Consider the following 21,143-nt stretch of genomic DNA (forward strand, 5'->3'; position numbering starts at 1 on the left):
AACGCATCAATCCTGCTTATCATCAAGCCCCAGTTCCTTCATCTCAAGGTCTTTCTCCTCGTCCAGCGCCTTCCATAATTCTTTCTTCTGCGCCTTCTTCTTCAACGCCTTTTCCATCCACAACAGCATAGCCGGCAGGATCGTCAGGTTCGTTACCATGGCCATTACCAGCGTCAGCGACGTGAGCCAGCCGAGCGCTTTCGTGCCCTGGAACTCGGAGAACGCGAAGATCATAAAGCCCGCAAACAGGATCAGGGATGTGTAAATAATACTCAAACCCGTTTCGTTGATGGTCTGCCTAACGGTGGCGGATATATCGAAATTATTGAGCGGCAGCTCCTGCTTGAAATTTACCAGGAAACGTATAGTCACGTCTATCGCAATACCCAGCGCTATGCTGAATACCAGTACGGTAGAGGGCTTGATGGCAATGTTCAGCCAGCCCATCACACCGGCCGTTACCAGCAGCGGGATGATGTTGGGTACCAGCGAAATAATCAGCATGCGCCAGGAACGGAACAGGTACAACATGCAGAACACGATCAGCACAAAAGCCAGCAGGATGCTCTCCAGCAGGCCGTTGATGATGAAGCGGCTGCCTTCCAGGAAAATGATGCTGGTGCCGGTAAAGGTCACTTTGTAATGGGCCGTGTCAAATATTTCGTTCACATGCGGGCGCAGCGAATCGATGAGGCGCGGCAGCTCCACGGAGCCGACATCCGCCATATTCACGCTCATACGCCCCACCTGGCGGGTGCTGTCCATAAAGGATGATACCAGCCTGGTGAATACAGACGCATTGTCGCCCCCTTTCATACGCAGGTAAGGCGCCAGGAAGCCGATGTCAAACTGGTTTGGAACGGTATAATTCAGGCTGTCTCCGTTATAATATGCCTGCTTCGCGAATTTGATGCCCTCGGCTACAGACAGCGGGCGGGCAAAGGCAGGCTGCTGTGCGATAATTGCGCTCAACTCGTCCAGCTTGGTAAGCGTTTGCAGATTCACCACGCCGTTCTTTTTCTTCGTGTCTATAACGATCTCCAGCGGCATCACGCCTTTAAAGTTCTTCTCGAAGAACTTCAGATCGGTATACAGCTTGTCTTTTTTCGGAATGTCGTCCACGATATAACCCACCGGCTTCAGGCGCATCATACCCAGGATCGCGGCCAGCACCATCAGGCCGGTGAACAGGTATACCATAGGCCGGTATTTGAACACCAGCGTGTTCAGCAGGTTGAGCACGGCGCGGCAGAGCTTGTTGTCGAGATAACTGGTGTGCTTGGTTTTCGGCGGAGGCAGGTAGCTCAGCACCGCGGGCAGGAAAATGAAGGAAATGAGGAATACCAGCATGATATTCACCCCGGCCACCACGCCAAAATGTTTGAGCAGCTCGCTCCTTGTAAAATAGAATACCCCGAAACCGATGGCAGCCGTGAGGTTGGTGAACAGCGTCACGATACCCATGCGCTGCACCATGCGCACCAGCGCGGTCATCTTTTCGCCGTGAACAGCGTATTCGGTATGGTATTTATTGAGGAAATATACACAGTTAGGAATCCCAATGACCACGATCAGCGGCGGAATGAGGCCGGTGAGCAGGGTGATCTTGTACCCGCAAAGCACGATGGTGCCTACGGACCATATCACGCCCATCGCCACCACGATCATACTCATCAGTACCGCGCTGAAGGAACGGAAGAACAACAGGAGGATGAACGCCGTGAGCACAAAGGAAATGGCGAGGAACATCTTCAGCTCGTCCGCCACCTTGGTGGCCATGATGGTCCTGATCATGGGAAGGCCGCTCATCTTCACATCAAGGTTATGCTCTTTGCCGAAAGCCTGCGCTGTTTTAGAAATGGCTCTCACCACTTTGATGCGCCCGGCGGAATTGAGCACATCTTTGTTGATCTGCACCGCCAGCAGGTAAACATGCCCTTTCGGGCTGTATAACAGTCCTTTGTAGAAGGGCAGGGAATAAAAAATATTGGCAAGGCTGTCCAGCTCCGCCTGCGTTTGCGGCACGGGCTGGAAAAGGTTGACGGCCCTGAGCTTGCGGGTGCTGTCGTCTTTCACGAGGTTCACGGCTACGGGTATACTCAGCGTGTTCTCCACGGCAGGGATCTTCCGCAGTTCGTCGTTCAGCTTCACATAAGAAGAAAAGAAGGGCATGCTGAAAAGGCTGTCGGTTTCGATCCCGATCACCATCATATTGCCATCTTCCCCGAACATTTTCTTAAACGACTGGTATTCAAGCCATTTAGGATTGTCCCTCGGGATGGCGCCGGTGAATTCATAAGATAACTCCACCTTGCTGGCAAAATATGCCATGACGCCCGTGCCTACAAACAACAAAGCGAGAAGCCATAAACGGAATTTTAATACAAAACCTGCCAGGCGCTGCCACATATTTTTTCTTGGTTTGATTTGCTAAAGGCCATAAAGGTAACTATTCATTATGATTTATGCATAAGAGATAATTCGTAATTGTTACATTTGGATCATGTTCCTCCGATCGCTGTTGTGTCTGCTTCTTTTCTCCCCCGGTGCATATGCCCAGTTGCTGCCCATCGGGCAATGGCGCGAGCATGCTCCCTGCCGGGAAGCCATTGCAGTGGCCACCGGGCGGGACCTCATATTTTGCGCCACTCCCTACAGCCTGTTCTCCGTTTCCCGGCCGGGTCATGAATTTACCCGCTACAGCAAGGTGAACGGCCTGCACGACGCGGGCATTGCCGTCATCGGCTGGCACGAAGGCAGCGCGTCTCTCCTGATCGCTTACCGGAACAGCAACCTGGATGTGCTGCGGAACGAAAACGTGGTGAACATCCCCGAGATCATGCAAAGGCAAACCTCGGGGGACAAACAGATCCGGCATATCGCTTTCAGCGGGCAGCGGGCTTTGCTCTCCACCGGCCTGGGCATTATTGTACTGAACCTTGACCGGGATGAAATAGAAGACACCTGGCTGCCGGCACAGGGCGGTACAGTGTTTTCAACAGCAGTAAACGGCAACACCTGCTACGCCGCGACTTCCGAGGGCGTCAAAAGGGCTTCCCTGCAAAGCGGCAACCTGGCGGATCAGCGCAGCTGGACGGATGTTTCCGCCGGCCTTCCCTCCCAGCCCATGACGGAGATCGCGGTTTCGGGCACTTTGGTGATCGGCCGGGTGAGAGACACCCTTTTTTCCTTACAGGGTGATGCATGGGTGAAATGGTATACCGCTTCCGCGCCGGTGCAGCGGCTTTCGGTCCAGGCAGGTATCCTCCTGAGCCAGGCCGGCAAAGTGCTGCAGCTTTCGCAGCAGGCCACGGTGATAGCGGAATACAGCCAGGCCGGGCTGATCAGCTCGCCGATGGACGCGGTGATGGCTGGCAACAGCACATGGATCGCAGACGGGCGGAACGGTCTGGTGCTGTATGAAAACGGGGTGTATGAATCTTTAACGCCCAATTCACCGGCAGGCATCGCCACTGGCGACCTCTTCATTCATAACAATGCCCTCTGGGCCGCTTCGGGCGGGGTAAGCGCGGGTTGGCAGGCAACAGGCAACACACAGGGGCTTTACCGTTTTGAGCGGGAAGAATGGCATAATTATGCTTTCCCGCTGCCTTATCACGATATCATTTCATTATCGGGCAACGGGCAGGAAATATATGCCGGTTCATTCGGCGGCGGACTGCTCACCATTCCCGAAAGCGGCAACTACACAGGCCTAAGGCCATTGGGCGATTCACTGATCAGCGGGCTGGTGGCGGATGCGGAAGGCTACCTCTGGGCAAGCTCCTACGGTGTAAACGGCAACCTGCTCGTAAAACGAAGGGATAATACCTGGCAACGCCTCACCATTCCCATCTTCCACACCGCCAATGCGGTGAGCCAGATCCTGATAGATGATAACAACCAGAAGTGGATCGTATCGCCGCGGGGCAGCGGGGTGCTGGTATTGAATCATGGCGCCACGGTTGAAAATACACAGGATGACCAGTGGAAGCTGTTCCAGGCAGGCGCCGGCAGGGGCAACCTCCCTTCCGGAGAAGTGTATTGCCTGGCAAAAGATAAGGAAGGATGGATATGGATCGGTACGGCCCGCGGCATAGGCGTGGTGCAATGCGCACCGGAGGTGTTCAATACAACGGGCTGCGACGCCATCTGGCCGGTAGTGCGCCAGGATAATTTTGCCGGTTATCTCTTCCAGAACGAAAGGGTAAACACGATCGCGGTAGACGGCGCCAACCGCAAATGGGTCGGCACGCATAACGGCGCATGGCTCATCAGTGCAGACGGCAGCCGGATCATCCGGCAATTCAACACCGCCAACAGCCCTCTTCCCGATAACATCATCCACCGCATCGCGATACACCCGGAAACGGGAGAAGTATTTTTTGCCACCGCGGCCGGGCTCATCTCCTGGCGGGGCACAGCCACAGAAGGCACACCGCAGCAGGGCGATAATGTAATGGTATTCCCTAACCCCGTGCCCCATGGCTACGAAGGCATCATCGCCATCCGCGGGCTGGTGCAGAATGCTATCGTCAAGATCACCGATATTACAGGCAAACTCGTTTACCAAACGCGCGCCCAGGGCGGCCAGGCGGTATGGAACGGGAAGGACTACACGGGTTACCGCCCGCAGAGCGGCGTATACCTCGTATTGGCCTCAGACGATACAGGGAAAGAAAAGATCGTCACGAAGCTGGTATTTATCCGCTGATCACCGAATTTTGCCAACATGCTGCACAAAACACCGGGTATCGTATTACGGACCGTTAAATATGGGGACACCAGCCTCATCATGAGCATCTTCACGGAGCTGTTCGGCGTACAGTCCTACATCGTGAACGGCGTGCGCTCATCCAAGCCCAAAGCTTCCAAAGGCAATATCCTCCAGCCCGGCAATATCCTCGATCTCGTGGTGTATCATCACGAACAGAAAAATATCCAGCGCATTTCGGAATTCAAACTCGGGCATGTATACACCTCCATGCACGTGAACATCGTGAAGAATACGGTGGCGCTTTACCTGATAGAACTGTTGCAGAAAGTGATGAAGCAGCCGGAACATTCGCCCGAACTGTACCATTTCGCGGAAAGCACTTTTAAAGCGCTGGATACAGAATCAACGCCGGTGGCCGCCAACCTGCCGCTGTTCTTTACACTGAAACTGGCCGCACACCTGGGTTTCCATTTCGGCGGCCATTATTCTGAATACACGCCTTACCTGGATCTGCAGGAAGGCGTATTTACAGACCTTCCCCCGCACCACACCCATTACCTGGATGAAGTAAGCAGCGCTATTACAGACCGCCTGCAAAGCATACGCGTTTTCGCGGACCTCGAAAAAATTGAATTGAACAAAGAGCGGAGAAGGAATATGCTCTATGCTTACCTGGAGTTCTACAAACTGCATCTCCCCGACTTCACCGAGCTGCAATCGCCGCCCATCCTGCATGAAATTCTCGGGTGATCATTTCCCGTAATACTTCAGCTCAGTGGTACTCCCGTCGAACACGGCGTAGGAATTATAATTGAGCCAGTCACCAAGATTGATGTAACGGCTGCGTTCGCCCACTTTGAGGTCCAGCGGCAGGTGCCGGTGGCCGAAAATAAAATAATCGAAATGTTCTTTTTGCAGTATCTCCCTGCTGTAGATCGCCAGCCATTCATTCTCTTCGCCTAAAAACTGCTCCAGCTGGGAGCCGGTGGCAGCGCGGCTTTTGCGGCTCCAGTAATTGGCCATGGAAATGCCCCAGTTGGGCGGGATGCACGAAAACAGCCAGCGGCAAACAGGGTTGCGGAATATTTTTTTCAGGAACTTGTAACCATGATCGCCGGGGCCAAGGCCATCGCCATGACCGATATAAAATCTCTTCCCGCCGATGGTATACTGCTGCGGCTCGAAGTAGACGGGGATCTCCAGCTCTTCTTCAAAATAGCCGTCCATCCACATATCGTGGTTGCCGATGAACACGGTGAAACCGATACCCTTGTCGCGCAGCTCGGCGAGCTTGCCCAGCAGGCGGGTGTACCCCTTCGGGATCACATGTTTGTATTCGAACCAGAAATCGAAAAGGTCGCCTACCAGGAAGATGTGCGCCGCATCTTTCGCCGCTTCGTCCAGCCACTGAACAATGAGGCGTTCCCTGTCCCGGCTCTTCTCCATATCAGGAGCGCCCAGGTGGAAGTCTGATGCAAAATAAACGCGCTTGCCCGGTGGCAGTAGTATTTCCATGACGGCCTTGTCTTAAATGTAAAATGCAAAAGTGATAAAATCCTTTTGCATTTTACAAGATTGAAAGCAAATCACAACCAAGTATTGTATTCAACAAATCATGTTATTCGTCCAGCAGGAAAACATATACTTCCTTGGGCCCGTGCACGCCTACCACCAGTGTTTTCTCGATATCCGCGGTACGGCTTGGGCCGGTGGCGAATGAGATCATGGAGGGCAGCTGGCCGGGGTATTTTTCCTTCACTTTATTGATCCCGTCTTTCAGGTCAAACACGAGCTGGTGCGTATAGGCCACCACGATGTGAACGGGGGCGTACACCGGCAGCGAGCGGCCCGAGGGCTGCGCGGCGCTCATGATGATGGTGCCTGTGCGGGCAATAAGGTATTCGCAGTCCGTAATAGCGGCGTCGAGCGTATGCACATCGCCTACGTTGATGTACGCCGGGTTGTACGGGGCCAGGATACTTTCCAGGGAAGGCGTCTTGCAATGAACATGCGTCCATTCCTTATTCTCCACGAGGGTTTGCAGGTTTTCGGCCAGCTCGTCGCGGGAGGAGCAGAAGATGAATTTGCCCTGGAGTTTGGAGAACTCTTCGGCGAACTTTATCTCAAGTCCGTCGTGCGCTGTTTCGAACACGGAGTTGTTGCCTTCTGCATTGGGGAAAGGCAGCTGAACCGGTTGGCTCAGCGCGTTTCTTACCCTTTTGAGAATATTTTCTTTTGCCGGAGATACTTTCATGTTGATCCCTATTCTGAAATCACGTTTGCTGGTGAAGGGTTGATGATGTCTGTAGGATGAACGCCGTCGGTGGTCATACCTTCCTTATTAGGCACCAGGTGCTCCCTGTGCGTTTCATACGGGCGTTTGCCGATGAGGCGCTCCAGGTCGTCTTTGTACAGCACTTCTTTCTTCAGCAGTTCCTGCGCCAGCAGCTTCACATTATCCAGCCTTTCGGAAAGCAGCGCCTTGGTGCGGGCATATGCTTTTTCGATCAGCAGCCTCACTTCCGTGTCGATCATTTTGGCGGTTTCTTCGGAATAAGGTTTGGTGAATGCCTGTTCGCTGTTGGGATCGTAGAAGGAAACATTACCCACCTTGTCGTTCATACCGTACACCGTCACCATGGCGTAAGCCATGCGGGTGATCACCTGCAGGTCGTTCTGCGCGCCGGTGGAGATCTTGCCGAACACGAGGTCTTCCACCACACGGCCGCCAAGGGTCATGCAGATATCGTCCATCAGCTGTTCGGTGTTGTACAGGTATTGTTCTTTCGGAAGGTACTGCGCGTAACCCAGGGCTGCAACGCCGCGGGGCACGATGGTCACCTTCACGAGCGGGTTGGCATGTTCGAGATACCAGCCGCAGATGGCGTGGCCAGCTTCGTGGTAAGCGATCACTTCTTTCTCTTCCGGTGAAATGATCTTGTTCTTTTTCTCCAAACCACCGATCACACGGTCTATCGCGTCGTTGAAATCTTCCATTTCCACTTCGGTCTTTCCTTTACGCGCTGCAATGAGGGCGGCCTCGTTACACACGTTGGCGATGTCTGCGCCGGCAAAACCGGGGGTCATGGAGGCGAGCCGCTTGATATCGAGGTTGGGGGAAGTTTTGATCGGTTTGAGATGCACGTTGAAGATGTGCTCACGCCCGTTCAGATCCGGCTTGTCGATGGAGATCTGGCGGTCGAAGCGGCCGGGGCGCAGCAATGCGCTGTCCAGCACGTCAGGCCGGTTGGTGGCGGCGAGAATGATGATCCCGCTGTCTGTACCGAAACCGTCCATTTCCACGAGCAGCTGGTTGAGGGTGTTCTCGCGCTCATCGTTGCTCATCATCACGTTCTTTCCTCGGGCACGGCCGATCGCATCTATTTCATCGATAAAGATGATACAGGGCGCTTTTTCACGGGCCTGCTTGAACAGGTCGCGCACACGGCTGGCGCCTACGCCCACGAACAATTCCACGAAATCGGAACCGCTCATGGAGAAGAAAGGTACCTGCGCTTCACCTGCCATGGCTTTTGCCAGGAGGGTTTTACCGGTGCCCGGAGGGCCTACCAGCAACGCGCCTTTGGGTATCTTACCGCCGAGCGCGGTGTATTTTTTCGGATTTTTAAGGAAATCCACGATCTCCATCACTTCCACTTTGGCTTCGTCGAGACCGGCCACATCATTGAAGGTGATGGTCACGCGGGTGCCTTTGTCGAAGAGGGTGGCTTTGGATTTACCGATGTTGAAGATGCCGCCGGGCCCGCCGCTTCCGCCGGAAGGGCCGCCCATTTTACGCATCAGCAATACCCACATGCCTATCAGCAATAGGATGGGCAGTAATATCTGCATCAGCGGTTCAAACCAGTTGGGCCGGTCTATATAAGACACGTTCATCTGGTCTGCCAGCGGCATGTCTGTCTGCGCTTTATCCAGTTCCTTTTGGAAGCTTTCCACGCTGCCGATGGTGAACTGGAAATGCGGTCCGGGATTTTCGCTCCCGAAACGGCCTTTGGATACGTTTTCGTATTTAGGATCTTTCAGCCGGTCTTTCTTGACATATACTTCAACCAGCCGCTTGTTCACCACCACGAGCTTTTCAACGTCCCCGGTACGGAGATACTGTTGCTGGAACTCCTTAAAACCGGAAAGTTCCTTGGGCTGGTTGGTGAGTGGCGGCAGGAAATTCATTGCCAGCAAGGCTATGCCGATGAAGGCATAGACCCAGTATATATTGAACTTCGGGCCTTTTTTCGGAGATTTTTCTGATCCCTTGTTATAGTTATTGCCTCCTTTTTCCATGATCGTTCGCTCCTTTACGAATGAGTGTTGTCTGTTTATACAAATAATTAATACAAAACCAGAGGTTTTGTTCAGTTTTCAAGATGTTCCATGCGTTCTGCATCGCTCCACATCTCTTCCAGTTTGTAGAATTTGCGGGTTTCGGGTATGAAAATGTGCACCACGATGTTCACATAGTCCACCAGGATCCACTGCTGGGCTGTGAAACCTTCATGTTTGTACGGCGTTTCATCCGTACTTTTCTTCACTTCCTCCTCCACAAAGTCCGCAATCGCCTTAACTTGATTATTGGAATTGGCCTCACAAATGATAAAGAAGTCAGCTACCGCTTCAGGGATCTTGCGCAGATCAAGGGAAACGACATTCTCCCCTTTTTTCTCCTGTATGGCCTTTATGATAGTGGTAAATATCTTACTGTTCCTGTTAATGCGTGTTACCGCCTTTTTTCTGGTATTCAGAATGGTTAAGGGTGCCAATAAAATGCTGTTTTTGTTAAAAATAAACTTTAATCTTCAAAATTACTAAACCAGCATCAAAATATAACGCCAGCCCATAGTTAGGTAGACGAATGAGCCGGTAAAAAATTGTTAAAATGTTTTACTTTGCTTTTTTCAAGTAAAACAGGCTTTGTGATAGGTAACCCATTTCACGTGCTGGCCGTAGTAGACAGCACCAATAACTATGCCATGGGACAGGTGAATGCAGGGCCTGTGGCAGACGGGAGCACCTGGTTTGCCATGGAGCAAACCGCCGGAAAAGGGCAGCGTGGCAAGCAATGGCTTTCCGCCCCCGGGGAGAACATTATGCTCACCACCGTGCTGCAACCCGCCCTCACACTGAATCAGCAGTTTATGCTCAGCGTTGCCGTATCCCTCGGGGCCTTCGATTTCTTCAGTAAATACGCAGGGGAAGAGACCCGCATCAAGTGGAGCAACGACATCTACTGGCGTGACAGAAAGGCAGGAGGCATACTGATAGAGAATGTTTTACGCGGTAGCATCTGGCAATATGCCATCGCCGGGCTGGGGATCAACATTAACACTCCCAGGTTCCCGGAACATCTTGTGAACCCTGTGTCCCTCCGGCAGATCACCGGTAAGAACTGGGATAGCCTAGAGCTGGCCCACGACCTATGCCGCTGCCTGGAGGAGCGCTACAGCCGTTTGCACCCCGCTATATTCGACCAGCTGCTGATGGAATATAAAGAACATCTTTACCGCATCCACGAACCGGCCCTTTACAGGATCAACGGCGAGATCTTCCAGGGAACTATTCATGATGTGCTGCCGGACGGGCGGCTGTGCCTCGAAAAAGGAAAAGAAATGCTGGAACTGGGATTTGGAGAGGTGGAATTCATTTTTGCGGACTAAGGCTGAAAAGCATGCTGGTATTGCTGTTACAGGGGATAAAATGAAAAAGCCAGTTTAACAACTGGCTTTTGGAGAAGTGGAATTTGTAAAGACAATATTCGATCGGCTTCTCCAAAAACGCCAGTCACGGGACGACCCCCTGATTTTGGTCAATAAATGGAGGTGTACAAGATGTATATTCTTTTTTGACCTGCCAAATATAAAAATGCAACAACAGTTGCAATTTCCACAAAAACCGCTCTGGTACTGCATTTCAAAAATGCGTTGAATTTTGCAATTTCCCGTTTGAATCATGCAACTGCCGGGATTTGCGCCCTCCGTACATTTGTATCCATAAATCCTATTTACAATGCAATACAGAACTTTAGGCAAATCAGGAGAAAAAGTTTCAGCCATCGGGCTGGGCTGCATGGGCATGGCTTTCGCATACGGACCCCGCAACGACGAAGAGTCGCAGGCCACGCTGGAACTGGCGCTGGAACTGGGCATCAATTTCTGGGACACGGCGGATATGTACGGCCAGGGATACAACGAAGAACAGCTGTCCAAAGTGCTGGCCACCCGCAGAAAGGATGTGTTCCTCGCCACCAAATTTGGTTTCCGCTACAACCAGGACGGCAGCACTTATTTCGACGGCTCGCCCGAATATCTCAAAAAAGCCTGCGATGCAAGCCTGAAGCGGCTCGGCATAGACGTTATCGACCTTTATTATTCTCATCGTGTAGACGATAAAGTGCCCATCGAAGAAACCGTGGGCGCTATGGCAGACCTCGTGAAAGCCGGCAAAGTGCGCTACCTTGGCCTGTCCGAGGCTTCCGCCGCTTCACTCCGCAAAGCCAGCGCAGTGCACCCTATCACCGCATTGCAAAGCGAATATTCCCTTTTTGTACGCGATATTGAAGCGGAGATACTTCCCACCGCGCGCGAGCTCGGCATCGGCATCGTGCCTTACAGCCCGCTGGGCAGGGGCGCGCTCACCAATACTTTGAGAGATATCAGCGAACTCGATCCCACCGATTTCCGACGCACCCTTCCCCGGTTTCAGCAGGAAGCGTTTGAGCAGAACCTCCGCATCGTGAATAGCCTCGAGGAAGTGGCGAACGGCAAAAACTGCACGCTGGCCCAGCTGGCGCTTGCCTGGCTGCTGGCGCAGGGAGACGATATAGTGCCCATCCCCGGTACCAAACGCAGGAAATACCTGCAGGAAAATGCGGGAGCAGTAGATGTGAAACTCAGCAACGACGACCTCAACGCCATCAATTCACTGATGGCCGGTTACCAGATAAGCGGCGAACGATATAGCGAAGGAGCATTAAAACTGGTGAACCGCTGATCAGTTCTCTATAAACAAAAAGGAAGGCCCGCAAAAGCCTTCCTTTTTTATTTTCTTTACTATGCGATATTTTATGAAACCTTGTAACCCCAGTCCCGCAGCCACTTCATCACCTTTTCCTTGTAATCCCCCTGGATCAGTATCTGCCAGTCTTTTACGCTGCCGCCGGTGCCGCACTTTGTTTTCAGCTCCTTGCCCAGCTTTTCCAGGTCTTCTTCTTTGCCGATGAAACCATCTACCACCGTCACCGTTTTACCGGCGCGCTGCTTGGTGTCCAGCTTCACTTTCAGCCGCTGTTCAGCCGGGGCAAGGGTTTCCTGCTCCTGCTGTTCTTCTTCCTTGTATTGATAATCCGGGTTGGTGGAATATACGATGCCGTTGGCGGAATTTTTTTTCTTGCTCATGACCGTAAGTTTTAAGCCCCTTTGGGAACGATGATCTGCAAAGCGCCCGGGGCGATACGAAAATACACAGTTTTCCCATTTGTAAGCGGCACGGCGTCCCCGTCTACCTGGAGGCAGTTGAGGTCCGGGCTGCTGACTATAATTTCTTTGCCGGTGAAATGTTTCATGAAACGGCTGCGGTCGATGGTGCCGCGCAGGGAATGCAGGCTCACGGGCAGCAGGTGCCAGAACCTTACAGGCGGCATGAGGCATACATCCAGCAGGCCGTCGAACACGCTGGCCTGCGGCGCCAGCTTGAATTCGTAACCGAACTGGTTGCCATTTGCCACCGTCATCAGGAATGCTTTTTCATTACTTTCCACCCCGTCGGTATTGATGGAATAATGCGCGGGATCGTAACCGGAAAAGCCGCCGATCACCAGCCGCGCATAATTGATCAAACCTCTTTTTTTGGAATGCCTGAAACGGTCCGCAACCAAGGCGTCGAAGCCTACGCCTGCGTTGCTCAGAAAAAGGTGCTCGTTCGCGAAACCCGCGTCCATAGCCATTTTCTGGCCATCGGCCACTATCTGGAGCGCCTGCACCGCATCCAGCGGGATCTTCAGCGCGCGCGCCAGGCCGTTGCCGCTGCCGAGAGGTACAATGGCCAGTGCAGTGCGGGAACCGAGCAGGCCCTGGGCAATTTCGTTGATGGAACCATCGCCGCCCACGGCCACTACGGTGTCCACTCCGCGTTTCACAGCTTCCCTCGCAAGGTCCGCCCCGTGGCCAAGGTATTGCAGGTAGGTCACTTCCACGCTGAAGCGCTCCGGCGGCAGCTGCTGCCGGATGGCCGCACCCATCTGCTTCTCACGGTCCGTTCCGGCCTTCCGGTTAATGATGATGAGTATCTTCCTCAAGGGTCTTTATTTGTGGGGATGGATAACTGCTTTCAGGCTAAGGTCCAGGCTGACGGCGTGGTGAATGATGGCGCCGACGGATACGAAATCCACGCCTGTTCTGGCGTAAGCTTCCACGTTTTCCAGCGTGATGCCGCCGGAGGCCTCGGTTTCGTATTTGCCCTGTATGAGTTCAAGGGCGGGGGGGATCTGCTCAGGCGTAAAATTGTCGAGCATAATACGGTGCACCTGGCCTACGGACAATATCTCCTGCACATCGGCCAGGCTGCGGGCTTCCACTTCTATTTTGAGGTTAAGCCCGTGCTGCGCCAGGTAATCCACCACAGCATTCACCGCGGGTGTAATGCCGCCGCTGAAATCGATGTGGTTGTCTTTGAGCATGATCATATCGTATAGCCCGATGCGGTGGTTCACACCGCCGCCGATGCGAACGGCTTCTTTTTCGAGCATGCGGAAGTTAGGCGTGGTCTTGCGCGTATCCAGCACTTTTGTGCGGTAACCTTTCAGTTTATCGGTATACCTGCGCGTGAGCGACGCGATACCGCTCATGCGCTGCATGCAGTTGAGCACGAGGCGTTCGGCCATCAGCAGGGTGCGCACGGATGCTTCCACTTCAAAGGCCCGTTCGCCGGCAGTCATTTCGTCGCCGTCTTTTTTGAATGGTTTGAATTGCATTTGCGGATCGAGATGGCGGAAGACAGCTTCGGCTACTTCCATGCCGGCAAGGATGCCGTTCTCTTTGATCTTCAGCTGGGCGGTGCCGCGAACGCCCGCAGGGATGGAGGCCAGGGTGGAATGGTCGCCGCCGCCGATGTCTTCCGCCAGCGCACTGCTGATAAATTGTTCCAATGCTTCTTTCTGTAACATATCCATGCAAAGTTGACGGCAAGTTACAAACAAAAAGGCCATCCCGCGAAAAACGGGACAGCCTTCAATTCCTTTTGCCTAAGCTATCTTGCTTTATTTACTTTCGAATCTTAACTCATTCAGGAACACCTCATTCCCCTTCTTTTGCAGGAAAAACGAGGTCCTGAAATTACCTCCTGACGTAACCAGGTTACCGATGGCATACCTGGAACCGCCGCCGGCCTCACCCTGGTGAAGTATCTCGAAAGACTTCACCGTGTTCTTGGAAAAAAAGTCCTTCAGAATGATCTCCGCCTGTGCCTTGCTGTAAGAACTGCTTTTGCCGGCTATGTTGATCTCCACTGTTTTATCCAGCTGTTTGCTCAGGGCGGCAGCGTTCCCCTGTTTGATGGCGCTGATCACATCCTCAAAAGGGCCGGCCATCAAGGTAAAGGCTGTAAGCATACCACCCGCCAACAATACCCCCAGCACAAAGATTAACTTTTTCATTATCCGTTTTTTGATTCGACTTATACTTTTATCTGCTGCTGATGAAACTAAAACTATGCCAAACTGTTGATGGTCAAGGAATATCCCATTATTGTGCTATATACTTTGTTCTTCTGCATTAAGAACTAATGATATATAAAACGATTAAATACAATAACTCCGGGATGGTCATTCCGGGGTTTATGCGGTGCAACACAAAAATTTTAAATACGGAAAGGGATGTTATTATTAATTTCACGACCCGATTCATTCATCAACGGAATTAAGTATGGAAACTAAAAGAGCGATCCTGATCATCATGGATGGCTGGGGCGAGGGCAAAGTACCTGCCGCAGACGCCATCCAGCACGCAAATACTCCTTTTGTAGACAGTTTATATGAACAATATCCCCATAGTTCACTGATCACCTGCGGCGAAGACGTTGGTCTGCCCGAAGGACAGATGGGGAACTCAGAAGTGGGCCACCTCAATATCGGGGCAGGGAGGATCGTCTACCAGGAGCTGCAACGCATCAACGTAGCCGTACGCACCGGGGAACTGGCCGCCAATACGGCCCTCCAGGCTTCTATGGACTATGCCCTCAACAACGATAAACCCTTTCACCTCATTGGCCTGGTGAGCGATGGCGGGGTCCACTCCCACATCAATCACCTGAAAGCCCTCGCCAGCATTGCACACGCACGCGGGCTGAAAAAGGTGTTCATCCACGCCTTTACAGATGGCCGCGATACCGATCCGAAAAGCGGGCTTGGTTACCTGGAAGACCTGCAGGCCCATTTGCAGCAAACTACCGGCAGCATCGCATCCGTGACCGGCCGTTATTACGCCATGGACCGCGATAAGCGCTGGGAAAGGGTGAAGCTTGCTTACGATGCGCTGGTGCTGGGCCAGGGCACGCCTACCCGCGACCTGCTTACTGCCATCAAGGCCTCCTATGCGGAAGGCATCACCGACGAATTCATTAAGCCCATTATAGTCACCGATGAGGCGCAGAAGCCCATTGCCACCATCCAGGAAGGCGATGCCGTGCTGTGTTTCAACTTCCGTACGGACCGTTGCCGCGAGATCACCGAAGTGCTCACGCAGGAAGCGTTCCCGGCCTTCGGCATGCAGCCGCTGGCGCTGAACTATACCACCATGACGGAATACGATAAATCTTTCCGCGGTGTGCACGTTATTTTCGATAACGACAACCTGGTGATGACGCTCGGCGAAGTGCTGGAAAAATATGGCAAGACCCAGATCCGCATCGCGGAAACGGAGAAGTACCCGCACGTGTCCTTCTTCTTCTCCGGCGGACGTGAAACGCCTTTCACGGGTGAAAAGCGCCTGCTGGTGCCTTCGCCTAAAGTGGCCACTTACGACCTGAAGCCCGAAATGAGCGCCCCGGAACTGGCGGATGTTATCGTTCCCGAGCTGGAGCAACGCACGGCTGATTTCATCGTATTGAACTTTGCGAATGCGGACATGGTGGGGCATACCGGCGTTTGGCCTGCAGCCGTTAAAGCCGTTGAAACCGTGGACGCCTGCGTGGCGAAAGTGGTGACCACCGCGCTGCTGAATGATTACGTGATCTTCCTGACGGCAGACCATGGCAATGCGGATTTCATGATCAACGAGGACGGAACGCCCAACACCGCGCACACGCTCAACCTGGTGCCATTCTTCATCATCAGCCACGACTTCAAAGGGCCGATCAAAAATGGTAAGCTGGGCGACCTGGCGCCTACCATCCTGCATTTCATGGGGCTGCCCATACCGCCGGAAATGACCGGGAACGTGCTGGTATAAAAGGTCAGAACAGATTCATTATAAAAGAGGCTGTCCCTGCTGAGCGGGACGGCCTCTTTCCGTTTTATTTCCCGCGGCTGTAACTTTTTTGTTTCCCCTCCCGTTTTACCATGAAATTCCAACTCCCTATGCGCCGCACAATTTTATTCACCCCCCTTATCGTGGTGATGTTGCTGGTCCTGAGCGGTTGTGTGAAAGAGAATTGCCATAACATTACAAAAGCGAAGATTTTCATCCCTGTTTACAAGGGCCTGAGCGAGATAAGAGCTGCCGCCGTGCAGACGCTTCCTGCCAGGGAAATTGCCCAAACGGGTAAGATCTATGTAAAAGGGAAATACATCCTGGTGAATGAGCCTTTCGGGGGCATTCACATCATAGACAACAGCGATCCCAGGTCGCCCCGGAATGTTTCATTCCTGAACGTACTGGGAAACATCGACATAGCGGTGCAGGACAATATACTGTATGCGGACAGTTACCGCGACCTGCTGGTGTTCGATATCAGCAACCTGGATAATATCCGGTTCGTGAAGCGGTTCGAGGACGTGATGGGTTATTCAGTAGATGACAGAGGCCGGTGGCTGGGCACGCCCGGCGGGCTGACGAGAGATTCCCTGCTTGTGGGTTATATCGAACGGGATACTACTTACAATCACCCCTGCGAAAGCCCGAAAGGCGAAGATTTTGTGCTGTACGACAACCAGGCGCTTGCTTTCAGTTCTTCGAGCTTTAAGGCTTCCGCCGGATCGGGCGCGGGGAAAGGCGGTTCCATGGCCAGGTTCGCCATTGCCAAAGATCACCTTTACACGATAGACCAGTCCCGGTTGCACAGCTATGACATCTCTATGCCGGCCAGCCCTGTAAAAGCGCCCCAGGCCGTACAGGTCGGCGGCGGCATCGAAACCATCTTCCCGTACCGGGATTACCTGTACATCGGCAGCACCAGCGCTATGTACATCTACGACCTGGTGGATCCGAACACTCCGGCCCGGCGTTCCATGGTAAGCCATTTCAGGGCCTGCGACCCGGTGGTGGTGGAAGGAACAACCGCTTATGTGACCGTGCGTACCGGCACTTTCTGCCAGGGAAACCTAAACGAGCTGCAGGTGTACGACGTACAGGATGCGGACCGCCCCGTGAAGCTGGCCACTTACCAGATGCTCAATCCCCACGGGCTGGGCATCGACAACGGCAGGTTGTTTATCTGTGAAGGCGGGCATGGCCTGCGTTTCATGAATGCGCCGTCGCCGGATAAGATATCGCCGGCCAACATGCAAACAGGGCTCAATGCTTACGACGTGATCCCCTTTGCGGGGGAAAACCGCCTGCTGGTGAGCGCAGTGGAAGGCATTTATCAATATGATTACACATCCATGGGCAATCCCGTATTGCTCAGCCGGATCGCAGTGAAAAAATAACCTGACTATAACTTTTTAGTGCTCTCGACAGATTTGCTCATGCATCAGATGCGCCGTTTTCACGGCGCATTATTTTTTGCCGCTATTTTCCCCCTGTTCCCATTAAATTTGCCGGTATGAGACCTGTAGTTTGGATCATTTCCCTTTGTGCCCTGGCCGTTGCCGGATGTGACGGGCAGCCCGGCCGGCCGGATTCCCTTCAGAAAGACAAGAGTTACCGCGCCCTCGGCAATTATTCCCGGGAGGAAATTGCACGGATGAAGGCACAACAGATAGGCATTACCAAAGTTGTGCGCGTGAACGGAAAGGCCGATTCGCTGGCTGTGAAGGACAGCGCGGGACTGGAAGCCCTTTTCAGGCCGCTGATGGACGCAGATGTGAGCAAACCTTCCCACTCCGGTGCCTATAACATAGATACGATCGCGGACCAGTTCCATGGCGATACCACCTTCATTTATCAAACCCGGGGCAAACAGACCTGGCCCGCCCAGCTCATACTGGACGTGGATAAAGAAGGCCGCATCAAAACCGCGCAGGTGTCGTCGTACACCAAAAACCTGGTGTACGAATACCGCCAGGAAGTGCTATACGAGCGCAACAAACAGCTCAGGGTCAGCACTTTCCAGAAGATCATCTTCCTGAAACCCGAGCACCTGGAAGTACAGGCCTGGTTTCACCCGACAACAAAAAATACATGACAGCCGCCGAATTTCAACAGATAGCCCATACATTGCCCGTACAGGCCGGTATTTACAAGTATTTTGGTACCGGGGGAGAACTGCTGTATATCGGGAAGGCCAAGAGCCTCCGTAAAAGGGTCAGTTCCTATTTCGTAAAGAACCATGATAATTACAAAACGCGGAAGCTGGTGGAGTCTATCCACCATATCGAATTCACCATCGTGGATTCGGAGCAGGATGCGTTTTTGCTGGAAAATTCCCTCATCAAACAATTCCAGCCGAAGTTCAACATCAATTTAAAAGATGATAAGACCTACCCGTTCATCATCATCAAACATGAACCTTTCCCCCGCGTATTCCTCACCCGCCGCATCATCAAGGACGGCAGCGAATACCTCGGCCCTTTCACCTCGGTGGGCAGGGTGCGCGAAGTGCTGGAAGTGATCCGCTACAACATTCCGCTCCGCACCTGTTCCCTGAACCTCAGCGAGCAGAATATCAAAAAAGGGAAGTTCAAGGTCTGCCTCGAATACCACCTGGGCAACTGCAAAGGCCCCTGCGAAGGGCTGCAAACGCAGGAGGACTACCGCGAAGGGCTGCAGCAGGTAAAAGAGATCCTGCGCGGCAACCTCTCGCCCGTGCTGAATATTTTCAAGGCGAAAATGCAGGAGCATGCGATGAATATGGAATTCGAAAAGGCGGAGATACAGCGCAAAAAGATCGAAAGCCTGCAGGCTTACCAGAGCCGCTCCACCATCGTGAGCTCCCGGGTGGGTAATGTGGACGTGTTCACTATCCTTTCCGAAGGAAACTTCGCGTACGTGAATTACCTGCGCGTGCTGAACGGCACCATTGCCGATACCAAAACCGTGACGCTGGAAAAAAAGCTCGAAGAAACGGACGAAGAAGTGATGGCCTACGCCATCGCGTATCTCCGCGACGCCTTCCAGAGTATGGCGAAGGAGATCATCCTGCCGTTTGAAGTGGAATTCCCGGAAGAAGGTGTTGCCCTCACCGTTCCGAAAGGCGGCGACAAAAAGAAATTGCTCGACCTTTCCGAAAAGAACGTGACCTATTTCCGTGAAGAGCTGCAAAAAAAGAAGATGCTCCACCTGGAAGGGAAAACGGATATGGAGAAGAAAAAAGTGCTGTACCAGCTGCAGGCTGACCTTGAATTGCAGGAGCTTCCCGTGCATATCGAATGTTTCGATAACTCGAACTTCCAGGGCAGCTACCCGGTTTCCGCCTGTGTGGTGTTTAAGGACGGGGTGGCATCCAAAAAGGATTACCGCCATTTCAATATCAAAACGGTGGAGGGGATCAACGACTTCGCGTCTATGACTGAAGTAGTTTTCCGCCGTTATAACCGCCTTTTGAACGAAGAACAGCCGCTGCCCCAGCTGGTGATCATAGACGGCGGTAAAGGGCAGCTGGGCGCCGCCATGGAAAGCATCCGCAAGCTGGACCTCATCGGCAGCATGACCGTGGTGGGCCTGGCGAAAAATGAAGAAGAGATATTTTTCCCCGGGGATAAAGACAGCATTAAACTTCCCTACGACAGCGAAAGCCTGAAACTTATCCGCCGCATCCGCGACGAGGTGCATCGCTTTGGCATTACGTTCCACCGGCAAAAAAGGAGCAAGGGCACTTTTAAGAATGAGCTGGAAGGGATCAAAGGTATTGGTGCAAACACTGCCACACAACTGCTGCAAACTTTCCGTTCGGTGAATAAAGTGAAACAGCTGTCGCTGGAGGAGCTGGTGAAAGAGGTCGGTCAAAGCAAAGCCCAGCTTATCTATCAGCACTTTCATGGAACTACGTCCTGAAGCAGGGTTGCAGCTATAGTAACAACAATCAGGAATATTCAGCGGAAGACAATCAGCAAAACTTCACAAAAAATTTTTACAACGAGACCTATAAAATGATGAGAGCCCGGTTTGAGAACCAGGCTCTTTTCCCCAAGTTAACCATTAAAAGACACAGATTTATTTGGACAGTCCCGGTTTTTACCGGGACCAATCTTTTCAGGTTATTTTTCTTTTACTAAAGTAGTATGAACAACGTATAGCAGTTGTTAAGAATTTGTTATCACCACAAAAATACAAACATGTTGGAATGCCCAACAGGATTGACTTTCAAGCGATTTTTCTTACGGCTGTTATGATTAACGAAACTGGTCTTCGAGGTACTGCATTGTAACCGCAGTTTGGGTGCTGCCGGTAACGGAATTTATTGAGCGGAGCGCTTGTAACAGGTGGCGTTGCTCGTGTGCGATAAGAAAGCGGAAGGTGTCTCCTGCATTGAGTTTCAGAAGACTTGACAGTGAAGTGGGCACACGCAGGCGGGTGAGGTTGATCTTTCCTGCGCGTTGAAGGAGCGCCTGCGTTTTTTCCTGCTGCGCTATAAATTCAGCGAGGATGGCGGGCGCATCTAATTGGGGAATGGGGCGATGACCTTTCGGGGCTTTCATCTTTGAGCGCAAAGCCCCGTCTGGTTTGGGTTGCATGAGGTTGGCAAAATAATTTCCGAGCCATCCGCTGCGGAATTTCGGCACTGCCGTCCAGTTATTCTTTTCTGCTTTGTTAATAGCTTGTTCAAGGGCGGGCAGGTAAAAACGGCCGTAGCCGTTCAGGTGGTCGAGGCATTGGGCTGCGCTCCAGCTGCCGGGGGCGGGCTGCTGTAACAATACGGCCTGGGGCTGGCTGGCAATTTTTGTACGGAAGGCATTCAGAATACCGTCCACATCGTTCCGGAGGCTTTGCAGCAGGGCAGCTGCTTGGAAAACAGGCATGATGGTGATTTTTATTGAGAGCTCAAAGGTAAACCCGTATGGCAGTGTAAATCTTTGCCTGCGCCAAGATTTTTACGGAAA

Annotated in this window: 18 protein-coding genes; 8 read left to right on the top strand and 10 right to left on the bottom strand. The window is 52.7% G+C overall.

The genetic code is table 11. The annotated features are described in order from the left end of the window. Positions 1-6: 6 nt before the first annotated feature. Positions 7-2,409 carry an efflux RND transporter permease subunit gene (locus tag ACTJIK_RS01355; protein ID WP_440644459.1) on the bottom strand — a complete coding sequence of 801 codons (2,403 nt, stop codon included), beginning with the start codon at positions 2,407-2,409 and terminating at the stop codon, positions 7-9. 94 nt (positions 2,410-2,503) lie between these two features. Here ACTJIK_RS01355 and porZ point away from each other — a divergent pair, with 94 nt between their 5' ends. Next, positions 2,504-4,714, top strand: coding sequence for a type IX secretion system anionic LPS delivery protein PorZ (porZ, locus tag ACTJIK_RS01360; RefSeq protein WP_440644460.1), 2,211 nt, complete (start codon positions 2,504-2,506; stop codon positions 4,712-4,714). Positions 4,715-4,732: 18 nt separating this feature from the next. Next, the gene (recO, locus tag ACTJIK_RS01365) at positions 4,733-5,467 is read left to right on the top strand and encodes a DNA repair protein RecO (RefSeq protein WP_440644461.1); all 735 of its coding nucleotides are present in this window, start codon (positions 4,733-4,735) and stop codon (positions 5,465-5,467) included. Here recO and ACTJIK_RS01370 read toward each other — a convergent pair whose 3' ends face one another. The 4 genes from ACTJIK_RS01370 to rsfS form a co-directional block, all read right to left on the bottom strand. After that, a complete protein-coding gene (locus ACTJIK_RS01370; protein ID WP_440644462.1) occupies positions 5,468-6,232 on the bottom strand; it encodes a UDP-2,3-diacylglucosamine diphosphatase in 765 nt (254 codons plus the stop codon). A 103-nt stretch (positions 6,233-6,335) separates the two neighbouring features. Then, complete coding sequence (locus tag ACTJIK_RS01375) at positions 6,336-6,971, bottom strand: LutC/YkgG family protein (RefSeq protein WP_440644463.1); 636 nt, start codon at positions 6,969-6,971, stop codon at positions 6,336-6,338. An 8-nt stretch (positions 6,972-6,979) separates the two neighbouring features. Then, a complete protein-coding gene (ftsH, locus tag ACTJIK_RS01380) occupies positions 6,980-9,019 on the bottom strand; it encodes an ATP-dependent zinc metalloprotease FtsH (RefSeq protein WP_440644464.1) in 2,040 nt (679 codons plus the stop codon). A 71-nt stretch (positions 9,020-9,090) separates the two neighbouring features. Beyond that, positions 9,091-9,495 (bottom strand): ribosome silencing factor, encoded by a 405-nt coding sequence (gene rsfS, locus ACTJIK_RS01385; protein WP_440644465.1) that lies wholly within the window; start codon positions 9,493-9,495, stop codon positions 9,091-9,093. A 153-nt stretch (positions 9,496-9,648) separates the two neighbouring features. Here rsfS and ACTJIK_RS01390 point away from each other — a divergent pair, with 153 nt between their 5' ends. Together ACTJIK_RS01390 and ACTJIK_RS01395 are read left to right on the top strand one after the other, a co-directional pair. Then, positions 9,649-10,389, top strand: a complete 741-nt coding sequence (locus tag ACTJIK_RS01390; protein ID WP_440644466.1) for a biotin--[acetyl-CoA-carboxylase] ligase — start codon at positions 9,649-9,651, stop codon at positions 10,387-10,389. A gap of 349 nt (positions 10,390-10,738) precedes the next feature. Further along, on the top strand, positions 10,739-11,722 hold the full coding sequence (locus tag ACTJIK_RS01395; RefSeq protein WP_440644467.1) for an aldo/keto reductase: 984 nt from the start codon (positions 10,739-10,741) through the stop codon (positions 11,720-11,722). A 71-nt stretch (positions 11,723-11,793) separates the two neighbouring features. Here ACTJIK_RS01395 and ACTJIK_RS01400 read toward each other — a convergent pair whose 3' ends face one another. The 4 genes from ACTJIK_RS01400 to ACTJIK_RS01415 all read right to left on the bottom strand — a co-directional run bounded on the left by ACTJIK_RS01400 (position 11,794) and on the right by ACTJIK_RS01415 (position 14,381). Further along, complete coding sequence (locus tag ACTJIK_RS01400; RefSeq protein ID WP_440644469.1) at positions 11,794-12,126, bottom strand: translation initiation factor; 333 nt, start codon at positions 12,124-12,126, stop codon at positions 11,794-11,796. A gap of 11 nt (positions 12,127-12,137) precedes the next feature. Beyond that, on the bottom strand, positions 12,138-13,025 hold the full coding sequence (locus ACTJIK_RS01405) for a diacylglycerol/lipid kinase family protein (RefSeq protein WP_440644470.1): 888 nt from the start codon (positions 13,023-13,025) through the stop codon (positions 12,138-12,140). 6 nt (positions 13,026-13,031) lie between these two features. Continuing rightward, positions 13,032-13,892, bottom strand: a complete 861-nt coding sequence (nadC, locus tag ACTJIK_RS01410) for a carboxylating nicotinate-nucleotide diphosphorylase (protein ID WP_440644471.1) — start codon at positions 13,890-13,892, stop codon at positions 13,032-13,034. A gap of 93 nt (positions 13,893-13,985) precedes the next feature. Next, positions 13,986-14,381, bottom strand: a complete 396-nt coding sequence (locus ACTJIK_RS01415) for a DUF4783 domain-containing protein (protein WP_440644472.1) — start codon at positions 14,379-14,381, stop codon at positions 13,986-13,988. 268 nt (positions 14,382-14,649) lie between these two features. Here ACTJIK_RS01415 and gpmI point away from each other — a divergent pair, with 268 nt between their 5' ends. The 4 genes from gpmI (at position 14,650) to uvrC (ending at position 20,097) form a co-directional block, all read left to right on the top strand. Then, positions 14,650-16,173 (top strand): 2,3-bisphosphoglycerate-independent phosphoglycerate mutase, encoded by a 1,524-nt coding sequence (gene gpmI / locus ACTJIK_RS01420; RefSeq protein WP_440644473.1) that lies wholly within the window; start codon positions 14,650-14,652, stop codon positions 16,171-16,173. Between the two features lie 128 nt (positions 16,174-16,301). Continuing rightward, a complete protein-coding gene (locus tag ACTJIK_RS01425; RefSeq protein ID WP_440644474.1) occupies positions 16,302-17,591 on the top strand; it encodes an LVIVD repeat-containing protein in 1,290 nt (429 codons plus the stop codon). Between the two features lie 116 nt (positions 17,592-17,707). Further along, positions 17,708-18,289, top strand: a complete 582-nt coding sequence (locus ACTJIK_RS01430) for a hypothetical protein (protein ID WP_440644475.1) — start codon at positions 17,708-17,710, stop codon at positions 18,287-18,289. Next, on the top strand, positions 18,286-20,097 hold the full coding sequence (gene uvrC / locus ACTJIK_RS01435; protein ID WP_440644476.1) for an excinuclease ABC subunit UvrC: 1,812 nt from the start codon (positions 18,286-18,288) through the stop codon (positions 20,095-20,097). Before ACTJIK_RS01430 ends, uvrC begins: the two co-directional genes overlap by 4 nt. Positions 20,098-20,435: 338 nt before the next feature. Here the strand turns inward: uvrC and ACTJIK_RS01440 are convergent, their stop codons facing one another. Beyond that, entirely contained in the window at positions 20,436-21,062 is a 627-nt protein-coding gene (locus ACTJIK_RS01440; protein WP_440644477.1) for a DinB family protein, read from the bottom strand. Positions 21,063-21,143 lie beyond the last annotated feature (81 nt).

Source organism: Chitinophaga sp. 22620, from assembly GCF_052044405.1.
Lineage (GTDB): Bacteria > Bacteroidota > Bacteroidia > Chitinophagales > Chitinophagaceae > Chitinophaga.

Coding starts and splice junctions, on each gene's coding strand:
- ACTJIK_RS01425 (WP_440644474.1), top strand. CDS start 16,302: ATGCGCCGCACAATTTTATTCACCCCCCTTATCGTGGTGATGTTGCTG.
- uvrC (WP_440644476.1), top strand. CDS start 18,286: ATGACAGCCGCCGAATTTCAACAGATAGCCCATACATTGCCCGTACAG.
- gpmI (WP_440644473.1), top strand. CDS start 14,650: ATGGAAACTAAAAGAGCGATCCTGATCATCATGGATGGCTGGGGCGAG.
- ftsH (WP_440644464.1), bottom strand. CDS start 9,019: ATGGAAAAAGGAGGCAATAACTATAACAAGGGATCAGAAAAATCTCCG.
- nadC (WP_440644471.1), bottom strand. CDS start 13,892: ATGTTACAGAAAGAAGCATTGGAACAATTTATCAGCAGTGCGCTGGCG.
- porZ (WP_440644460.1), top strand. CDS start 2,504: ATGTTCCTCCGATCGCTGTTGTGTCTGCTTCTTTTCTCCCCCGGTGCA.
- ACTJIK_RS01355 (WP_440644459.1), bottom strand. CDS start 2,409: ATGTGGCAGCGCCTGGCAGGTTTTGTATTAAAATTCCGTTTATGGCTT.
- ACTJIK_RS01375 (WP_440644463.1), bottom strand. CDS start 6,971: ATGAAAGTATCTCCGGCAAAAGAAAATATTCTCAAAAGGGTAAGAAAC.
- ACTJIK_RS01430 (WP_440644475.1), top strand. CDS start 17,708: ATGAGACCTGTAGTTTGGATCATTTCCCTTTGTGCCCTGGCCGTTGCC.
- ACTJIK_RS01370 (WP_440644462.1), bottom strand. CDS start 6,232: ATGGAAATACTACTGCCACCGGGCAAGCGCGTTTATTTTGCATCAGAC.
- ACTJIK_RS01440 (WP_440644477.1), bottom strand. CDS start 21,062: ATGCCTGTTTTCCAAGCAGCTGCCCTGCTGCAAAGCCTCCGGAACGAT.
- ACTJIK_RS01395 (WP_440644467.1), top strand. CDS start 10,739: ATGCAATACAGAACTTTAGGCAAATCAGGAGAAAAAGTTTCAGCCATC.
- recO (WP_440644461.1), top strand. CDS start 4,733: ATGCTGCACAAAACACCGGGTATCGTATTACGGACCGTTAAATATGGG.
- ACTJIK_RS01400 (WP_440644469.1), bottom strand. CDS start 12,126: ATGAGCAAGAAAAAAAATTCCGCCAACGGCATCGTATATTCCACCAAC.
- ACTJIK_RS01415 (WP_440644472.1), bottom strand. CDS start 14,381: ATGAAAAAGTTAATCTTTGTGCTGGGGGTATTGTTGGCGGGTGGTATG.